The sequence below is a fragment of the Amycolatopsis sp. YIM 10 genome (assembly GCF_009429145.1).
Taxonomy (GTDB): domain Bacteria; phylum Actinomycetota; class Actinomycetes; order Mycobacteriales; family Pseudonocardiaceae; genus Amycolatopsis.
In genome coordinates this window covers 5865825-5880431 of the sequence record NZ_CP045480.1, presented here as the reverse complement: position 1 = coordinate 5880431, position 14607 = coordinate 5865825, and the positions used below count along the sequence as shown (strand labels likewise).

Sequence of the window (14607 nt, the reverse complement as noted above, 5' to 3'; positions counted from 1 at the left end):
GCCGAACACCGTTCATCCCACATAGATCGGCGCGGTGGCAAGTGCGTGGCGGAACCGGTCCAGCCGGGCGGTGTCCACCGGCGCGAGCGCGGGCCCGCCGGTGCCGGTCCAGCCGGTGACCGGGCTGATCCCGTGCAGCGCGTTGACCGCCCAGACCTCGGTGCCCTCGAGATCGGACGGCAGCGCGTACTCCTCACTCAGCGGAATGCCGAGTTCGGCGACGGTCACCGAAGGCAGCACCGGCAGGTCGCGGGCGGGTGCGCAGAGGTGGTCACCGCGCCACCACAGCAGTGCGGCGTGCCCGGTCTCCAGCACGCAGCCGGACTCGTCGAGCAGCAGCGCGTCGTCCGCGCCGGTTTCCTGGGCCTGGTTGCGGAGTTCGGCGAGCAGCGGCAGATCGGGGCCCTTGATCCGGGGGTGCTGCCGGACCACCGGTTCCGGCGGGATCCACAGCCGCGTCTCGGGGCGGGGCGGGGGAGCCGGCCGCAGCCAGAACACCAGCGAACCGTCGGCGTGCGCCTCCACCCGCGGGAACCACAGCCCCCGCACCGGCAGCTCGGCCACCATCGCCGCCCAGAATCTGTCCACAGAGGACTCATTGAGCCTGGCGAGCGTGGTCGCGCCCCTGGTGAACCGGGCCCGGTGGCGGCGAAGGCCGCGCACCGCGCCGCGGTCGAGCAGGAAGGAGTCGACCACCAGAGCGTCCGTTGACGGAACTTCCGTGGGCACCAGCCCGCCGGCCCAAGTCCACCGGCGGCGATCGCTCATCCTCCCAACTTACAATCCCGCGCCGCCGATGTCCCGGCCTTGGCGGCACTGGAAAAAGCACTCAGCGGTCCCGGTGCGTGGCCAGCTTCGCCAGGGTCTCCAGGCCGGTTCCCGCGCGGGGTTCCGGGTGCGCGGCACGCAGCCGTTGCCGTGCTTCGCCGAGCAGGTCGTCGGCCTGCGCCCGGCTCCACGCCCGGCCACCGGCCAGTTCCACCAGTTCGGCGGCCCTGGCCAGCCCGGTCTCGGTCAGCGATGCGGCCTGGTACAGCTCGGCCAGCTCGCGACCGGCCGGGGTGCCCGAGGTCAGTGCGGACACCACCGGCAGCGACTTCTTGCGGCTGCGCAGGTCGTTGTGCACCGACTTGCCGGTCACCGCCGGGTCGCCCCAGATGCCGAGCAGGTCGTCGATGAACTGGAAGGCCAGCCCGAGCTGTTCCCCGAACTGCCGCAGCTCATTCGTCCGGTCGGCATCCGCGCCACCGGCGAGTGCGCCGAGCGCGCACGACGCACCCAGCAGGGCCCCGGTCTTGCGTTCGGCCATCCGGACGCATTCCGGCACGGTCACGTCGATCCGCTTCTCGAAGGACAGATCGGCGATCTGCCCTTCGACCAGGTCCTGCACCGCGTTGCCGAGCACACGCAGCGCGGGCTGCCCGCTCGGCGCCAGCACGTCCATCGCCAGGGTCAGCAGCGCGTCACCGGCGAGGATGGCCGCGCCGGTGCCGAAAACGTGCCAGGCGGTCGCCCGGTGCCGCCTGGTCACGTCCCCGTCCATCACGTCGTCGTGCAGCAGCGAGAAGTTGTGCACGAGTTCGACCGCGACGGCCGCCGATACCGCCCGCGGCCCGCCACCCACCGCCTCGGCGCTGAGCAGCACCAGCGCGGGCCGCAGCGCCTTGCCGCCGTCACCGTCGGCAGGCGCGCCGCTTTCGTCGAGCCAGCCGAAGTGATAACCGGCGATCCGCCGCAGCGAACCCGGCAGGGTGTCCACCGCCGCCCGCAGCGCGGGCTGGACCGAGGACCGGCTCCAGGCCAGTATCTCGCCCGCCGTGCGCACGTCACCGATGGTTTCCACAGTGGACATCCGACCGCCTTCCGTTCAGCGGGTGATTTCGACGTTCTCCAGCACACCCAGCGCGTCGGGCACCAGGATCGCCACCGAGAAGTAGGCGCTGACCAGGTAGGAGATGATGGCCTGGTCGCTCACCCCGGTGAACCGCACGCTCAGCCCCGGCTCGTACTCCTCGGGCAGCCCGGTCTGGTGCAGCCCGACCACACCGTGGCTCTCCTCGCCGGTGCGCATGGCCAGGATCGACGACGTGCCGCCGTCGCTGATCGGGAGCTTGTTCGACGGCAGCAGGGGCACCCCGCGCCACGCGTGCACCGGCTTGCCCTCCAGCTGCTTGCCTTCGGGATAGATCCCGCGCTTGTTGCACTCGCGGCCGAACGCGGCGATGGTGCGCGGGTGCGCCAGGAAGAACTCGGTCTTGCGGCGGCGGCTCAGCAGCTCGTCGAGATCGTCCGGGGTGGGCGGGCCGGTGCGGGTGTGGATGCGCTGCTTGAGGTCGGCGTTGTGCAGCAGGCCGAACGAGCGGTTGTTGAGCATTTCGTGTTCCTGGCGCTCGCGCAGCGCTTCCACGGTCAGCCGCAGCTGTTGCTCGGTCTGGTTCATCGGCTGGTTGTAGAGGTCGGCGACGCGGCTGTGCACGCGCAGCACGGTCTGCGCGACGCTGAGCTGGTACTCGCGCGGGGACTGCTCGTAGTCGACGAAGGTGGACGGCAGCTCGGATTCGCCCTCGTGCCCGGCGGCGAGGTCGATCGCCGCCTCCCCGTGCTTGTTCTGCGGCTTCTTCGGGTTCGCGCGTACGCGGTCCAGGTGCGCGCGCAGGCTGTCGGAACGGTCGAGCAGCGCTTCGATCTCGGACCGGGACAGCGACAGCACCGTGCACGGGGTGACCGCCTTGACGGTGAACTCCCAGATGCCGTCGCCTTCGAGCAGCACCCGGTTGCCGAGGTGGTCCCCGTCGGCCAGCACGCCGAGCACGGTCGGGGCGCCGTACTCACTGGTGCCGAGCTTGTTCACCTTGCCGTGCGCGATCAGCAGCACCTGGTCGGCCTGGTGGCCGAACTCGGTGATCACGTCACCGGGGGTGTACTCCTGCTGGCGGAACCGGTCGGCGATCCCGTTGAGGATCTCGTTGTCCTCGGCGTCCTCGAAATCGCGCAACTCGGGCAGCTCGCGCAGTTCCTGCGGGATCACCCGGATCTCGGACCCGGTGTTGGTGAAGGTGACACGACCGTCACCGACGGCGTAGCTCAGCCTGCGGTTCACCCGGTAGGAACCACCCGGCACCTCCACCCACGGCAGCATCTTCAGCAGCCAGCGCGGCGAGATGCCCTGCATCTGCGGCACGGACTTGGTGGTGGTGGCGAGGTTCCGCGCGGCCGCGGTGCCGAGGCTCTGTTGCTTCGGCTGGCCGGTGTCCACCCCGAGATCGGGTTCGGTGACTGTCATATCGCCTTCCTGGGTCGTCCGGGCATTCCTGGTTCACGCGTGCGCGGACCGTGCTCGCCGCCCCGCGCACGCGTGAGGGTGGGGTCAGCCGTCGCGGCCGATTTCCACGTTCTCCAGCACACCGAGCGCGTCGGGCACCAGGATCGCGGCGGAGTAGTAGGCGCTGACCAGGTAGGAGATGATCGCCTGGTCGTTGATTCCCATGAAGCGCACCGAAAGACCGGGCTGGTACTCGTCCGGGATGCCGGTCTGGTGCAGGCCGATCACGCCCTGGGACGATTCCCCGGTCCGCATCAGCAGGATCGAGCTGGTGCGGGTGTCGGTGACCGGGATCTTGTTGCACGGCAGGATCGGCACCCCGCGCCACGCGGGCACCCGGTGCCCTTCGATCTCGGCGCCGGTCGGGTAGAGCCCGCGCTTGTTGAACTCGTGGCCGATCGAGGCGATGGTGCGCGGATGCGCCAGGAAAACCGCGGGTTCCTTCCACACCAGCGCGAGCAGTTCGTCGAGATCGTCCGGGGTGGGCGGTCCGGTCCGGGTGTGGATGCGCTGCTTGAGATCCGCGTTGTGCAGCAGGCCGAACGAGCGGTTGTTGATCATCTCGTGTTCCTGGCGCTCGCGCAGCGCCTCGATGGTCAGCCGCAACTGCTGCTCGGTCTGGTTCATCGGCTGGTTGTAGAGGTCGGCGACGCGGCTGTGCACGCGCAGGACCGTCTGCGCCACGCTCAGCTCGTACTCGCGCGGCTCGAGTTCGTAGTCGACGAAGGTGGAGGGCAGCTCCTGCTCGCCCTCGTGGCCCGAGGACAGGTTGATCTCGGCTTCACCGTGGTCGTTCTGCGGGCGGGCGCGCCTGCTGAGCGACCGCCGGACGTGCTCGCGCAGCAGCTCCGAACCGCCGTTGAGCTCACCGAGGGACTGCTCCCGCAGGGTCAGCACGATGCAGGGGGTGACGGCCTTGACCGTGTACTCCCATTCGCCCGCCTCCCCGGCGAGCACCTGGTCGCCGAGGTACTCACCGTCGGCGAGCACGCCGAGCACGGTCTGGTCGCCGTAGCGGCCCCGGCCGATCTGGTTCACCTTGCCGTGCGCGATCAGCAGCACCCTGTCGATCGGGGTGCCCGCTTCGGCGATCACATCGCCGGGCTCGAACTCCTGCTGGGTGAACCGGCCGGCCAGCGCGGCGAGCAGCTCGTCGTCCTCGAATCCGCGCAGGGTGGGCAGTTCGCGCAGTTCCTGCGGGATCACCCGGACCTCGGAGCCGACGTTGGTGAAGCTGACCCGGCCGTCGCCGAGGGTGTAGCTCAGCCGCCGGTTCACCCGGTAGGCCCCGCCCTGCGCCTGCACCCAGGGCAGCACCCGCAGCAGCCAACGCGAGGAAATGCCCTGCATCTGCGGCACGGACTTGGTGGTGGTGGCCAGATTTCGGGCGGCCGCGGTACCCAGGCTCGACGGGGGCCGTTCCTCCCCGACACCCGGCTCGGCGGCCGACTCGGTCACAGTCACTGCGAATCCACCCATCCTTAAGTCTTGACGTCGGAACAGTTGTCGGAGCAGTTGTCGGTCATCCGTCCGCACGGCGATGGTCCGCGCGAAATCCGCGAATTCCGGCGGATCGGACGGTAATGGAGGTTGTGGAGATTTCCCGGTCGATCACGGTGGTCGACTTCAGCGACGGTAGCACCGGCCCCCAGTGACACGGGAGTCACCCGAAAGTGCTTTCCGGCAAATGCATTAGTTCACTCCGGAATTCCCCCGGAATGACGCTGCGGACCGGTGCGGTGAAACGCACGGTGACGATCGGCGGGGGACCGGCCACCGGACAGCCCAGTGCGGCTGCCGGTGCTCGTCTGTTCGGGGGTGCGCGGGCCCACCCGGCGGCACCCGGCTGCGCCGAACGGGCTCGCTCCGGCGGCCGGCCGGCGGGCTCGGCACGACTGTCCCGAGTGGAGGATCATGGCCGCTGGACCGCGTTTTCGGTGACAGGTGGTGAGCACGTCACTCTCGGTTGGCCTAATCCCGGATCGTGCAGGACGCTGTCGCGGGCCGGACTACTCGTGCCGGTTCTCCGCGCCGCCCCGAAATGCTCCGAAACGGTGGTCCGAACGGTCCCCGGCAATCAACTGGATGAACCACCTCATGCTGACTTGTGGGTCCGCCGACCGGTGGATAACTTGGGGCGCGGCCTGCCCCGCAAAGGGGATGCCGTTAATTTTCACCGAAACGTGTCGATGTTCGGTAAATCCATTCGGGAGGCGCTTGACGAAACTGTTGTGCTGTCTTTTCCCTGTGCTGCCCATCGGTATTTCCGGTGGTGAGAACAATCATGTCCAGTGGGTTTTGGGAGTTTGATGAACGTCTATCTGAGCGGCGTGTTGTGGGTCGCCGGCGCCGCGGTCGTCGCGGGGGTGACCGCGTATCTGGTGCGGCGGTTCGGGCTCGACGAGGGCCGCCCCGGCAACAACGACGCGGCCGGGCAGGTGTTCACCATCGTCGCCGGTCTCCACGTGGTGCTGGTGGCCTTTGTGCTCATCTCGCTCTACGACGGGGTGAGCGCGGCCGGCGAGAAGTCCTACCAGGAGGCCGACAGCCTGGTGGCGGTCGCCTGGGCCGCGGACTCGCTGCCGGAATCGGTGGCCGCGGACGTGCGCCGCCTCGCCGCCGAGTACGCCTCGACGGTGACCAACGAGGAGTGGCCGAAGCTGCGGGACGGCGAAACTGTGCCCCGCACGGCCGAGCGCCAGCTCGAGGACCTCCGCGCCGCGATCACCGACGCGGAGGTCGCGGAGGACGACTTCGCCGCCGGCCGCAAGACCGAGGCGGTGGACAAGCTCTGGGAGGTCTACCAGGCCCGCCAGGCGCGACTGAACGGTTCGGACAGCGTCGGGGTGGGCGCGGTGGTCTGGTTCGTGCTGATCATCGGCAGCGTGATCACGGTGTTGCTGCCGAACCTGTTCGGCGGCACCAAGCTGCTCACGCACGTGATCATCGTGTCCACCCTGGCCGGCACCATCACCCTGCTGCTGTTCGCCATCTACCAGTTGCAGAACCCGTTCGGCGGTGGCGCGCGGGTGGAACCGGACGCCTTCCGGTGGGCCGTGGATCGGCTCGCCTGATGCGGCCCGCGCGTTACGGCGCCGCCTTGGCCGCGGGCGTCGTCCTGGGCCTCGCCAGTCCCGTCTTCGCCGGTTCGGCGGACGCGTCCGGTGCCGGGCAACCGATGGCCACGGCCGAGGTCGAATTGAAGCTGTGCCTGATCTGGCCGCTCTGCGCGCCGAAACCGCCGTGCCCGCCACAAGAGCCGCCTCCACCTCCGCCGCCCCCGCCTCCGGCGCCGCCGCCACCACCCCCGGCGCCGCCGCCACCCAAGCCACCACCTCCGCCGCCTCCACCGGAACTACCGCCGGAGGCGCCCCCGGAGACGACCACCCCGCCGCCGGAACCGACGACGACAACCCCGCCGAAGCCGATCCCGACCACGACCACGACCCAGGCGACGCCGCCGACCAGCCGGCAGGCAGTGGTGCCCCCGCCCCAGGAGTCCATGCCGCCGGAACCGGAATCGGCGCCGCCCGCTTCCACGCGGAAGCGGGCGGCGCCGATCAAGCCGGTCGCGTCACCGGAGCCGGAGCGGGGCATGGACACCGAGGAGAAGCGCCGTTGGGGCCTCACCGTGGTGGTGCTGACCCTCGGCGCGGGTGCCGCCGTGCGGTCGATCGCCCGCCACCGCTGAATCGGGCTCAGACGTTGGTCAGTTCCGCGATGAGCGCGTCCACGTCGAAGAACGCCTCTTCGGTACCGATCGGCACGATCGCGGCCGCGGCCTCGACGAAGGTCTCCACGTCGATGCGCAGCAGTTCGACCACCGCGTAACCGCCGGGCGACTCGAACTCCACGGCGAGGAACTCCTCGTCGCGGGCGAGGTCCGGCCGGATGCGGACGTCGCCGTCGCCGACCGGGCCGACCAGCCCGGCGATCAGGATGTCGCGGGCGAAGGTCCACTCGACCCAGGTGCCGTCACCGGACTGGAAGGAGAGGACGACCGCGAACGGCTCGGCCGCGGAGTACGAGAAGCGGGAGAGCACGGGCGCGTCCGCGTCGCTGAGGGACACGAACTGGTGCTGGTGTACGGCGTCGTTCATCTCTGGCCACCTTCTTCCTTCACTTCGGTCGACACTGAGATGCACCGCGGGGCACCGCCTTACGCGGCTGCCGCCGCCCTTCACGCGATCCGGTGTACGAACCGCTGGTGGACGGGCACATCGGCCACCCGAACCGGTGTACCGTGCTGGTCACGGGCAGTCAGAATGCCGCCACCACCAGCGACAGAAGGAGAACCACCGCCGATGACCGCAACGGAGCTGCTGGCCTCGGTCCAAGCCGAACTGGCGCCGCGCGACCGCGAGAACCGGCTGGTGCCGCTGATCACCGCGGGCGAGGCGCCGCGCTCGGTCTTCGCCACCATCGCCGCCGAGGAACTGCGCATCGTCCGCAGCGACTGGCGGAGCTGCCTCACCCTCGCCTCGCGCAGCGAGGAGCCCGCTGTGCGGGAGTTCTTCGCGGATCTCGCCGCCGGGGAACGGCTCGCCCTCGGCACGCTGCCCGCGCTCGCGGCCGCCGCCGGACTCGACGAAGCCGCGCTCGACGCCTACGAGCCACAGGCGGGTTGCCAGGCCTACCCGGCCTACTTCGCCTGGCTCGCGCTCAACGGCGAACCGTCCGATGTGGTCGTCGCGCTCTACTCGAACTTCGCCGCCTGGGGCAGTTACTGCGCCGCGATCACCGGCGCGATGCGGGAGCAGTACGGTTTCGACGACGAGGCCTGCGCTTTCTTCGACTTCTTCGCCACTCCGGCCCCCGGTGCGGACGAGCAGGCCGCCGCGGCCGTCCAAACCGGACTCGACGCCGGTCGCGGCGATCGTGAGGCCCGCCGGTACGCCAGGCTGTTCCAGAGCTACGAGCTGATGTTCTGGAACACGCTGGCCGATCAGCCCGGCTGAGTGGCGCCCGCCTGGGGCAGCGCGCCGAGCGCGCCCCGGGCGTGGAGGGCGAGGAAGGCCGTCACCACCTGCGGATCGAGCTGGGTACCGCTGGCCTCGAGCAGTTCGCGCGTGGCCTCGGCCTCGGTGCGGGCGCGCTGGTACGGCCGGTCGGCGAGCATCGCCGCCCAGGTGTCGCAGACGGCCAGGATCCTTGCCTCGAACCGGATCGCGGTGCCGGCGAGCCGGTCGGGATAGCCCTCGCCGTCGAAGCGCTCGTGGTGCTGGCGGATCACGTCGGCCACCTCGCCCAGTCCTGGCACGGCGAGCACGAGCCGGTAGCCGTAGACCGGGTGCTGGCGCACCTGCTCCCATTCGGCGTCGGTCAGCGGCCCGCGTTTCTCCCAGATCTCCTTCGGTACCAGTATCTTTCCGACGTCGTGCAGCCGCCCGGCCAGTTCGGCGCGCCGGACGCTGGCGGGGGAGCGGTCCATTTCCGCGGCGACCAGCGCCGCCCACCGGCCCACCGCGCGGCCGTGTTCCTGGGTGGACAGCCAGCCGTCGACTTCGTCGGCGATCCGTTGCAGGTAGGTGATTCCCGCGTCCTCGTCGGGTTCGGGCGCGGCGGGCCAGCCGACCACCCGGTCGCGGCCGCGGTTCTTCGCCGCGTAGAGCGCGCGGTCGGCCGCCCCGACCAGATCGGCGGGAGTGGTGCCGTGCAAGGGAAAGCTCGCTGTCCCCACCGAAATCGTCACCTCGATCGGGCGGTGCCCGCCGTTGATCTCGATCGGGCTGTCCGCCACCGCGCGGCGGATCCGCTCGCCGATCACCGCCGGTTCCTCACCGCCGGTGCCGCGGATGAGCAGCGCGAACTCCTCACCGCCGTAGCGGGCCAGGATGTCGTTGTCCCTGGTGGCGCGGCGCAGACGGCGGCTGATCTCCACGAGCACCCGGTCGCCCGCCGGGTGGCCGTAGCGGTCGTTGATCGACTTGAAGTGGTCGACGTCGGCGATCAGCACCGCCAGCGGGGAACTCGCGCGCCGGGCGCGGTTGATCTCGGCGGGTAGCTCGGCCTCGAAGAAGCGGCGGGTGCGCAGGCCGGTGAGGCTGTCGGTGATGGCCAGCCTGCGCTGCTCGGAGACCAGCCCGGCGAGCCGCGCGATGGTCAGCACGAACAGGATCGCGCAGGCGCAGCCGACCACCGGGATCGAGGCGTAGGCGCCGCTCGCGTACTGCACCAGCAGGGTGGCCGGGGCGATCAGCGCGGCCGCGCACAGGGCGGTGATGCGCAGCGGTCCGGGACCGCGGTCGGGGGCCGCCCCGGGGTCGGTGATCCTGGCCATGGTCGGGTGCAGCGCCGCGGCGCCGAGCGCGAGGTTGCCGGAAAGCCAGAAGGCGTCGAGGAAGTTGCCCGCCGCGTAGGTCTGGTTGAGCTGCTGGAAGACGTAGACGCTGTCGGCGGCGAAGAAGGCCAGCAGGTTCGTCGACAGCAGCACGAAGGCGGTGTTGCGGCGGCCCCGGCCGAGGATCAGCCGCACCGCCACGGCGAACATGGCCAGGTCCATCATCGGGTAGGCCACCGACGCCACCTTCACCAGCACCGGTGAGTCGGCTTCGGCCTGCGGCCCGATCAGGTACAGCCAGGAGAGCATGCCCGCGACCACCGCCAGCAGCGCGGCGTCGAGCAGGCTCGGCACGTCCCGGCCGGAGTTGCGGCGGCGGATCAGCAGCACCAGCCCGGCCACCACCAGCGGGTAGTGCGACAGGTAGAGCACGTCGGCCACCGCCGGGAAGGTGGTGATCCGCAGGATGAAGTGCGTGACGTAGAAGTTCGCGTCGGCGGCGGCGTAGATCACCTGGCTCAGCCCGAGCAGCATCCACGGCAGCCACGACCGCGGCCGGTTGCGCACGCAGCCGAGCAGCACCGCCGCCGCGGCCGAGGCGCTGACCAGGCAGTACAGCGTGACCCGCAGGGCGGGCGGCCCGCCGGTGTGCACCGCGGTGTAGTAGGCGGCCACGGTGAGCGCGCCGGCCAGCAGATAGCCCACCCAGAGCGGATCCCCTCGAGATCCCGACTTCCGCTTCTCCACGCCCTCTTCCGTCTTCGTGCGATGGGTCGCCGAATCGTCACCGTACGCTACCGCGTCAGCCGAACAGGGCAAGCCCTTCGGGTGGCCGGAGGAGTCATCCGGAAAACTTCGAACCGGTTCGGCCGATCGCGCGTGTCCGTGCTGCCGGTGCGTGGCACGGTTACGCGGTCACTTACGCGCCCACGGGCGGGGAGGAGAGCTGGATGGCGGCGTTGTGGTCCCGGAAACGGGAGCCCGCGGCCGACGAGGCACTGATCCGATCGGTCTACGAGGAGCACGGCCGCGCACTGCTGGCCTACGCGACCCGGCTGACCGGGGACCGGGCGGCCGCGGAGGACGTGGTCCAGGAGACACTCGTACGGGCGTGGCGCAATCCGGACGTGCTGGTCAACGGCAAGGGCTCGGTGCGCGGCTGGCTGCTCACCGTGGCCCGCAACATCATCACCGACCGGTTCCGGGCGAAGTCGGCCCGGCCGCCGGAGGTGCCGGAGGTACCGGAGAAACCGCCGGTGCAGCGGGACCACGCGGACGCGGTGGTGGACTCGGTGGTCGTGCTGGAAGCGCTGGACCAGCTCTCCGCCGACCACCGCGACGTGCTGGTGAAGATCTACTTCGAGGGCCGCAGCGTGAGCGAGGCGGCCGCGGCGCTCGGGGTGGCACCTGGCACGGTGAAATCGAGATCGCACTACGCCTTGCGAACATTGCGGAACACGTCGCTGGGACGGCAGCTGGCGCTGAAGGGGGTGGCCGGATGAACACGGGACACGACGCGCAGCTGCTCGGCGCCTACGCGCTGGGTGCGCTGGACGAGCGGGAGGTGCGCGCGGTGGAGGAACACGTCGCGGCCTGCACGCGATGCGCCGGTGAACTGGCGGAGCTGCGCCAGCTGCACGACGCGCTCGGCGAGGTACCGCCGGAGGCGATGCTCGACGGTCCGCCCGATGGCGGGGATCTGCTGCTGCAGCGGACGCTGCGGCAGGTGCGCGCGGAACGTGGCGGGCAGGAGCGCAAGCGGCGCTTCGCCGTCGGCGTGGCGGCGGCCGCGGTGGCCGCGGCGTTCCTGGGCGGCGGCGTGATCGTCGGCCAGCAGTCGGCGCCGGACGCGCCGGAGGTGGTGGCGCTGCCGCCGGGTACCAGAACAAGTTCCGGCACCGATGCGGCGACCGGGGCGAGCATGACCGCCACGGTGAAACCGGCGGCGGGCTGGGTCCGGATCAGCACCGACATCAAGGGCATCCCGGCCGGGCAGAAGTGCCGGATCATGGTGGTGGGCAAGGACGGCACCCGGGCCGAGGCGGGCAGCTGGCTGGTCTCGCCCGCGGGTGAACGGGACGGCACGAAGCTGGACGGCGCCGCACTGGTGCCGCCGGACCAGGTGGCCGCGGTCGAAGTCGAGAACTTCGACGGGAAGACGTTCGTCTCCGTACCGGTGTGACGAACCCGGATGTGACTTTCGGACCGCGTTTCCCGCCCCGAAAGTCACATCCGGGTCAGACCGGAGGCGGATGTGGGCGTACGCCCCCGTTCCTAGGCTGAGGACGATGGTGATGTCGACGGTCTGGGGGCGTGATGCGAAGAAAGTCCTTGGCGGCCATGCTGGCGCTGGCTTCGGTGGTGGTGCTGGCACCGCAGGCCCAAGCGGCGAAGGTGGTGCCGGAGTGGGCGCCGTGTGCGGATTCGGTGCAGTTGCTCTGCACCACGTTGACGGTTCCGCTCGACTACCGGAATCCCGCCGGTGAGCGGATCGAGCTGGCGATTTCCAAGCTGCCCAGCACAAAACCCGCGCAACGGCGCGGTGTGCTGCTGCTCAATCCGGGCGGTCCCGGTGGCGCCGGGCTGAACATGCCGGCCCAACTCGCCGCGGCCGGGCTTCCGGCGAGCGTGCTCGACACCTACGACCTGATCGGCTTCGATCCCCGCGGCGTGGGGCAGAGTTCGCCGGTCACCTGCGATCTGCGGCCGGAGCAGGTCGCCAGCAACGTGCCGCCGTACGCGAAGGACGCGGCCGACGTGGCGGCCAGGGCGGATTTCGCGCGGGAAGTGGCGAAGCAGTGCGCCGAGTCGGCCTCCGGTGCCCGGCTGCCCTTCATCACCACGGCGAACACCGCGCGCGACATGGACCTCATCCGCCTGGCGCTGGGCGAGCCGAAGATCTCCTACTTCGGCGGTTCTTACGGCAGTTACCTCGGCGCCGTCTACGCGACCCTGTTCCCCGAGCGCACCGACCGGATCGTGCTGGACAGCGTGACCGGCCCGGGCGGGCTCGACCCGGCCGGAGCACGGCTGCTGGGCCAGGGCATGGAGGACCGCTTCCCGGACTTCGCGCGCTGGGCCGCCGACCGTGACGGCACCTACGAACTCGGCCGGAACCCGCGTCAGGTCAAGGCGAAGTACTTCGAACTGGCCGCGAAGCTCGACGCGAACCCGATCGCCGGTATCGACGGCGCGTTGTTCCGCCACTTCACCTTCGGCTCGCTCTACGGGGATGCGAACTTCCCGGTCCTCGCCCAGCAGTGGCAGGCACTGGACCGCGCCGACGCGCCCGCTGTCACCCAGCAGGCCGCGCAGGACCTGACGAACCTGCTGTCCGCGCAGCTGTACGTGATCTGCGGTGACACGAACTGGCCCGAGGACGTGGCGACCTACCAGCGCAACGTCGAACAGGACCGCAAGCGCTACCCGCTGTTCGGCGCCGCGGGGGCGAACATCTGGCCGTGCGCGTTCTGGGCGACCGAGCCCGTCGAACCAGCGGTGACGATCACCGACGACGGACCGTCTACTGTGCTCCTGGTGCAGAACCGGCGTGACCCGGCGACCCCGCTGGCCGGTGCCCGTCAAATGCGCCGGGCACTAGGTGACCGCGCGCGGATGGTGACTGCCGATCAGGGTGGCCACGGTACGTACTTGTCGGAGAATGCCTGTGCGAACAATGCGGTGACGCGGTTCCTGGTGGACGGGACGCGGCCAGCGCACGACGTTTCGTGCGGTGCCGACTCGTCGGCTTTCGGCACACTGAGCGACGAGCAGCGGCGCGTTCGTGAGCGTGCCTTCGCGGAGGTGCACCCAGGGCTGGGATGACGTTCCTGGCCCGGCAGGTGTGTGACACAGGTTCGTATTGGTTGATGTGGCACAGTTTCCCGCCAGATGTGCCGGGCATTCGGTGACCGCGTACGGATGGTGACCGCCGATCAGGGTGGCCACGGTACACCGGCGAGGCGCCGTTCGTCGGGCTGGACAACTACGTGGCGGTGCTCGGTGACCCGCTGTTCGGCACGGCCGTGCCGAACAGCGGGTGTTCACCGTCGCGTCGATCTTCTTCCAGTTCACCATCGGGCTGGCGCTGGCGGTGTTCTTCAACGACCGGTTCCCGCTGAGCGGGCTGCTGCGCTCGCTGCTGTTGCTGCCGTGGCTGCTGCCGCTGGCGGTCAGCGGCGCGCCCGTGAGCGTGCTTTGCGGAGGTGCACCCGGGGCTGGGATGACACAGTTCCTGTGGTGGCCAGCTTGATGTCGGGTCCTCACGCGGGCCGGGCCCGGCCGGGCTGAAGTCGGCCAGCGGTGACCGAATGCTGTGTCACATCACCTGATACTGAACATGGTGCGGTAGCAGAGTGTCGAATGTAGACGGTGATGGTTGTAGTAGGCGAGGTAAGCGAACACGGCCTGCCGGACGTGGTCGAGGGTGGGCCAGGAACGGGAGCCGAGCGCGCCAACGACGAACCATCCTTCCCCAAGCCGAAGCCAACGATCAGAGTGTCCGGCCTATCGGGGGAACTCAGGGGATAGGATGACAGGATGGGACACGGGGTCGAGGGCCGCGCGGCACCGCCGGCGTCATTGGACGCCGACAGCGCCGCGACCGTGGCGGCGACCCTGCAGGCGCTGGCCACCCCGTCCCGCCTGCTGATCCTGACCAGGCTGCGCCACGGTGCCTGCTCGGTGGCCGAGCTGGCGGAGGCGGTGGAGATGGAGCAGTCCGCGGTTTCGCACCAGCTCCGCCTGCTGCGCACGCTGAACCTGGTCGCCGGCAGGCGCCAGGGCCGCAGCGTGGTCTACAGCCTGTACGACACCCACGTCGCGATGCTGCTCGACGAGGCCGTCTTCCACGTCGAGCACATCCGGCTGGGCCTGCGAGACTTCCCAACTGCCGGGGTTGGCTGACCGGCGTGGCCAGTGCTCGGGTGGCCGAGCACCGCGCAGCACTTCGCAGCGCAGGACCAAGCCCACCATTCCCGAACGCGACGACAGGATCGCCGCCGCA

The 14607-nt window shown here is 70.2% G+C and carries 13 protein-coding genes and 2 pseudogenes; 7 read left to right on the top strand and 8 right to left on the bottom strand.

From position 1 onward, the window contains the following. Positions 1 to 12: 12 nt before the first annotated feature. The 4 genes from YIM_RS27975 to YIM_RS27960 all read right to left on the bottom strand — a co-directional run bounded on the left by YIM_RS27975 (position 13) and on the right by YIM_RS27960 (position 4801). A complete protein-coding gene (locus YIM_RS27975; protein ID WP_153033161.1) occupies positions 13 to 768 on the bottom strand; it encodes an aminotransferase class IV in 756 nt (251 codons plus the stop codon). A gap of 61 nt (positions 769 to 829) precedes the next feature. Beyond that, entirely contained in the window at positions 830 to 1852 is a 1023-nt protein-coding gene (locus YIM_RS27970; protein ID WP_153033160.1) for a family 2 encapsulin nanocompartment cargo protein polyprenyl transferase, read from the bottom strand. A 15-nt stretch (positions 1853 to 1867) separates the two neighbouring features. Continuing rightward, positions 1868 to 3283: a family 2B encapsulin nanocompartment shell protein gene (locus YIM_RS27965; protein ID WP_153033159.1), complete on the bottom strand. Its 1416-nt coding sequence runs from the start codon at positions 3281 to 3283 to the stop codon at positions 1868 to 1870. Positions 3284 to 3367: 84 nt separating this feature from the next. Then, positions 3368 to 4801: a family 2B encapsulin nanocompartment shell protein gene (locus tag YIM_RS27960; RefSeq protein WP_153033158.1), complete on the bottom strand. Its 1434-nt coding sequence runs from the start codon at positions 4799 to 4801 to the stop codon at positions 3368 to 3370. 830 nt (positions 4802 to 5631) lie between these two features. On the opposite strand from YIM_RS27960, the gene YIM_RS27955 reads away from it, so the two are divergent. Continuing rightward, entirely contained in the window at positions 5632 to 6396 is a 765-nt protein-coding gene (locus YIM_RS27955; protein WP_153033157.1) for a DUF4239 domain-containing protein, read from the top strand. Positions 6397 to 6409: 13 nt separating this feature from the next. Here the strand turns inward: YIM_RS27955 and YIM_RS48670 are convergent, their stop codons facing one another. Together YIM_RS48670 and YIM_RS27945 are read right to left on the bottom strand one after the other, a co-directional pair. Continuing rightward, a complete protein-coding gene (locus YIM_RS48670) occupies positions 6410 to 6919 on the bottom strand; it encodes a hypothetical protein (RefSeq protein ID WP_194239775.1) in 510 nt (169 codons plus the stop codon). Positions 6920 to 7020: 101 nt separating this feature from the next. Beyond that, the gene (locus YIM_RS27945; RefSeq protein ID WP_153033156.1) at positions 7021 to 7422 is read right to left on the bottom strand and encodes an SsgA family sporulation/cell division regulator; all 402 of its coding nucleotides are present in this window, start codon (positions 7420 to 7422) and stop codon (positions 7021 to 7023) included. A 204-nt stretch (positions 7423 to 7626) separates the two neighbouring features. On the opposite strand from YIM_RS27945, the gene YIM_RS27940 reads away from it, so the two are divergent. Further along, positions 7627 to 8280 carry a transcriptional regulator gene (locus YIM_RS27940; RefSeq protein WP_153033155.1) on the top strand — a complete coding sequence of 218 codons (654 nt, stop codon included), beginning with the start codon at positions 7627 to 7629 and terminating at the stop codon, positions 8278 to 8280. Here the strand turns inward: YIM_RS27940 and YIM_RS27935 are convergent. Then, positions 8268 to 10349 carry a diguanylate cyclase gene (locus YIM_RS27935; protein ID WP_153033154.1) on the bottom strand — a complete coding sequence of 694 codons (2082 nt, stop codon included), beginning with the start codon at positions 10347 to 10349 and terminating at the stop codon, positions 8268 to 8270. The two genes, YIM_RS27940 and YIM_RS27935, sit on opposite strands and share 13 nt — an antisense overlap. A 203-nt stretch (positions 10350 to 10552) precedes the next feature. Here YIM_RS27935 and YIM_RS27930 point away from each other — a divergent pair, with 203 nt between their 5' ends. The 4 genes and pseudogenes from YIM_RS27930 to YIM_RS27915 all read left to right on the top strand — a co-directional run. Continuing rightward, the gene (locus tag YIM_RS27930; RefSeq protein WP_153033153.1) at positions 10553 to 11104 is read left to right on the top strand and encodes a sigma-70 family RNA polymerase sigma factor; all 552 of its coding nucleotides are present in this window, start codon (positions 10553 to 10555) and stop codon (positions 11102 to 11104) included. After that, positions 11101 to 11784 (top strand): anti-sigma factor, encoded by a 684-nt coding sequence (locus tag YIM_RS27925; RefSeq protein WP_153033152.1) that lies wholly within the window; start codon positions 11101 to 11103, stop codon positions 11782 to 11784. Before YIM_RS27930 ends, YIM_RS27925 begins: the two co-directional genes overlap by 4 nt. A 134-nt stretch (positions 11785 to 11918) precedes the next feature. Then, on the top strand, positions 11919 to 13427 hold the full coding sequence (locus YIM_RS27920) for an alpha/beta hydrolase (RefSeq protein ID WP_153037302.1): 1509 nt from the start codon (positions 11919 to 11921) through the stop codon (positions 13425 to 13427). 125 nt (positions 13428 to 13552) lie between these two features. Further along, positions 13553 to 13785: pseudogene (locus YIM_RS27915) on the top strand (sugar ABC transporter permease); the annotation flags it as partial. A 140-nt stretch (positions 13786 to 13925) separates the two neighbouring features. Here YIM_RS27915 and YIM_RS50115 read toward each other — a convergent pair. Further along, a pseudogene (locus YIM_RS50115) lies at positions 13926 to 14033 on the bottom strand (IS3 family transposase); the annotation flags it as partial. 108 nt (positions 14034 to 14141) lie between these two features. Here YIM_RS50115 and YIM_RS27905 point away from each other — a divergent pair. Next, complete coding sequence (locus YIM_RS27905) at positions 14142 to 14507, top strand: metalloregulator ArsR/SmtB family transcription factor (RefSeq protein ID WP_153033151.1); 366 nt, start codon at positions 14142 to 14144, stop codon at positions 14505 to 14507. Positions 14508 to 14607: the final 100 nt, after the last annotated feature.

Coding starts and splice junctions, on each gene's coding strand:
- YIM_RS27905 (WP_153033151.1), top strand. CDS start 14,142: ATGGGACACGGGGTCGAGGGCCGCGCGGCACCGCCGGCGTCATTGGAC.
- YIM_RS27955 (WP_153033157.1), top strand. CDS start 5,632: ATGAACGTCTATCTGAGCGGCGTGTTGTGGGTCGCCGGCGCCGCGGTC.
- YIM_RS27975 (WP_153033161.1), bottom strand. CDS start 768: ATGAGCGATCGCCGCCGGTGGACTTGGGCCGGCGGGCTGGTGCCCACG.
- YIM_RS27925 (WP_153033152.1), top strand. CDS start 11,101: ATGAACACGGGACACGACGCGCAGCTGCTCGGCGCCTACGCGCTGGGT.
- YIM_RS27930 (WP_153033153.1), top strand. CDS start 10,553: ATGGCGGCGTTGTGGTCCCGGAAACGGGAGCCCGCGGCCGACGAGGCA.
- YIM_RS27960 (WP_153033158.1), bottom strand. CDS start 4,801: ATGGGTGGATTCGCAGTGACTGTGACCGAGTCGGCCGCCGAGCCGGGT.
- YIM_RS48670 (WP_194239775.1), bottom strand. CDS start 6,919: ATGCCCCGCTCCGGCTCCGGTGACGCGACCGGCTTGATCGGCGCCGCC.
- YIM_RS27940 (WP_153033155.1), top strand. CDS start 7,627: ATGACCGCAACGGAGCTGCTGGCCTCGGTCCAAGCCGAACTGGCGCCG.
- YIM_RS27965 (WP_153033159.1), bottom strand. CDS start 3,283: ATGACAGTCACCGAACCCGATCTCGGGGTGGACACCGGCCAGCCGAAG.
- YIM_RS27945 (WP_153033156.1), bottom strand. CDS start 7,422: ATGAACGACGCCGTACACCAGCACCAGTTCGTGTCCCTCAGCGACGCG.
- YIM_RS27920 (WP_153037302.1), top strand. CDS start 11,919: ATGCGAAGAAAGTCCTTGGCGGCCATGCTGGCGCTGGCTTCGGTGGTG.
- YIM_RS27970 (WP_153033160.1), bottom strand. CDS start 1,852: ATGTCCACTGTGGAAACCATCGGTGACGTGCGCACGGCGGGCGAGATA.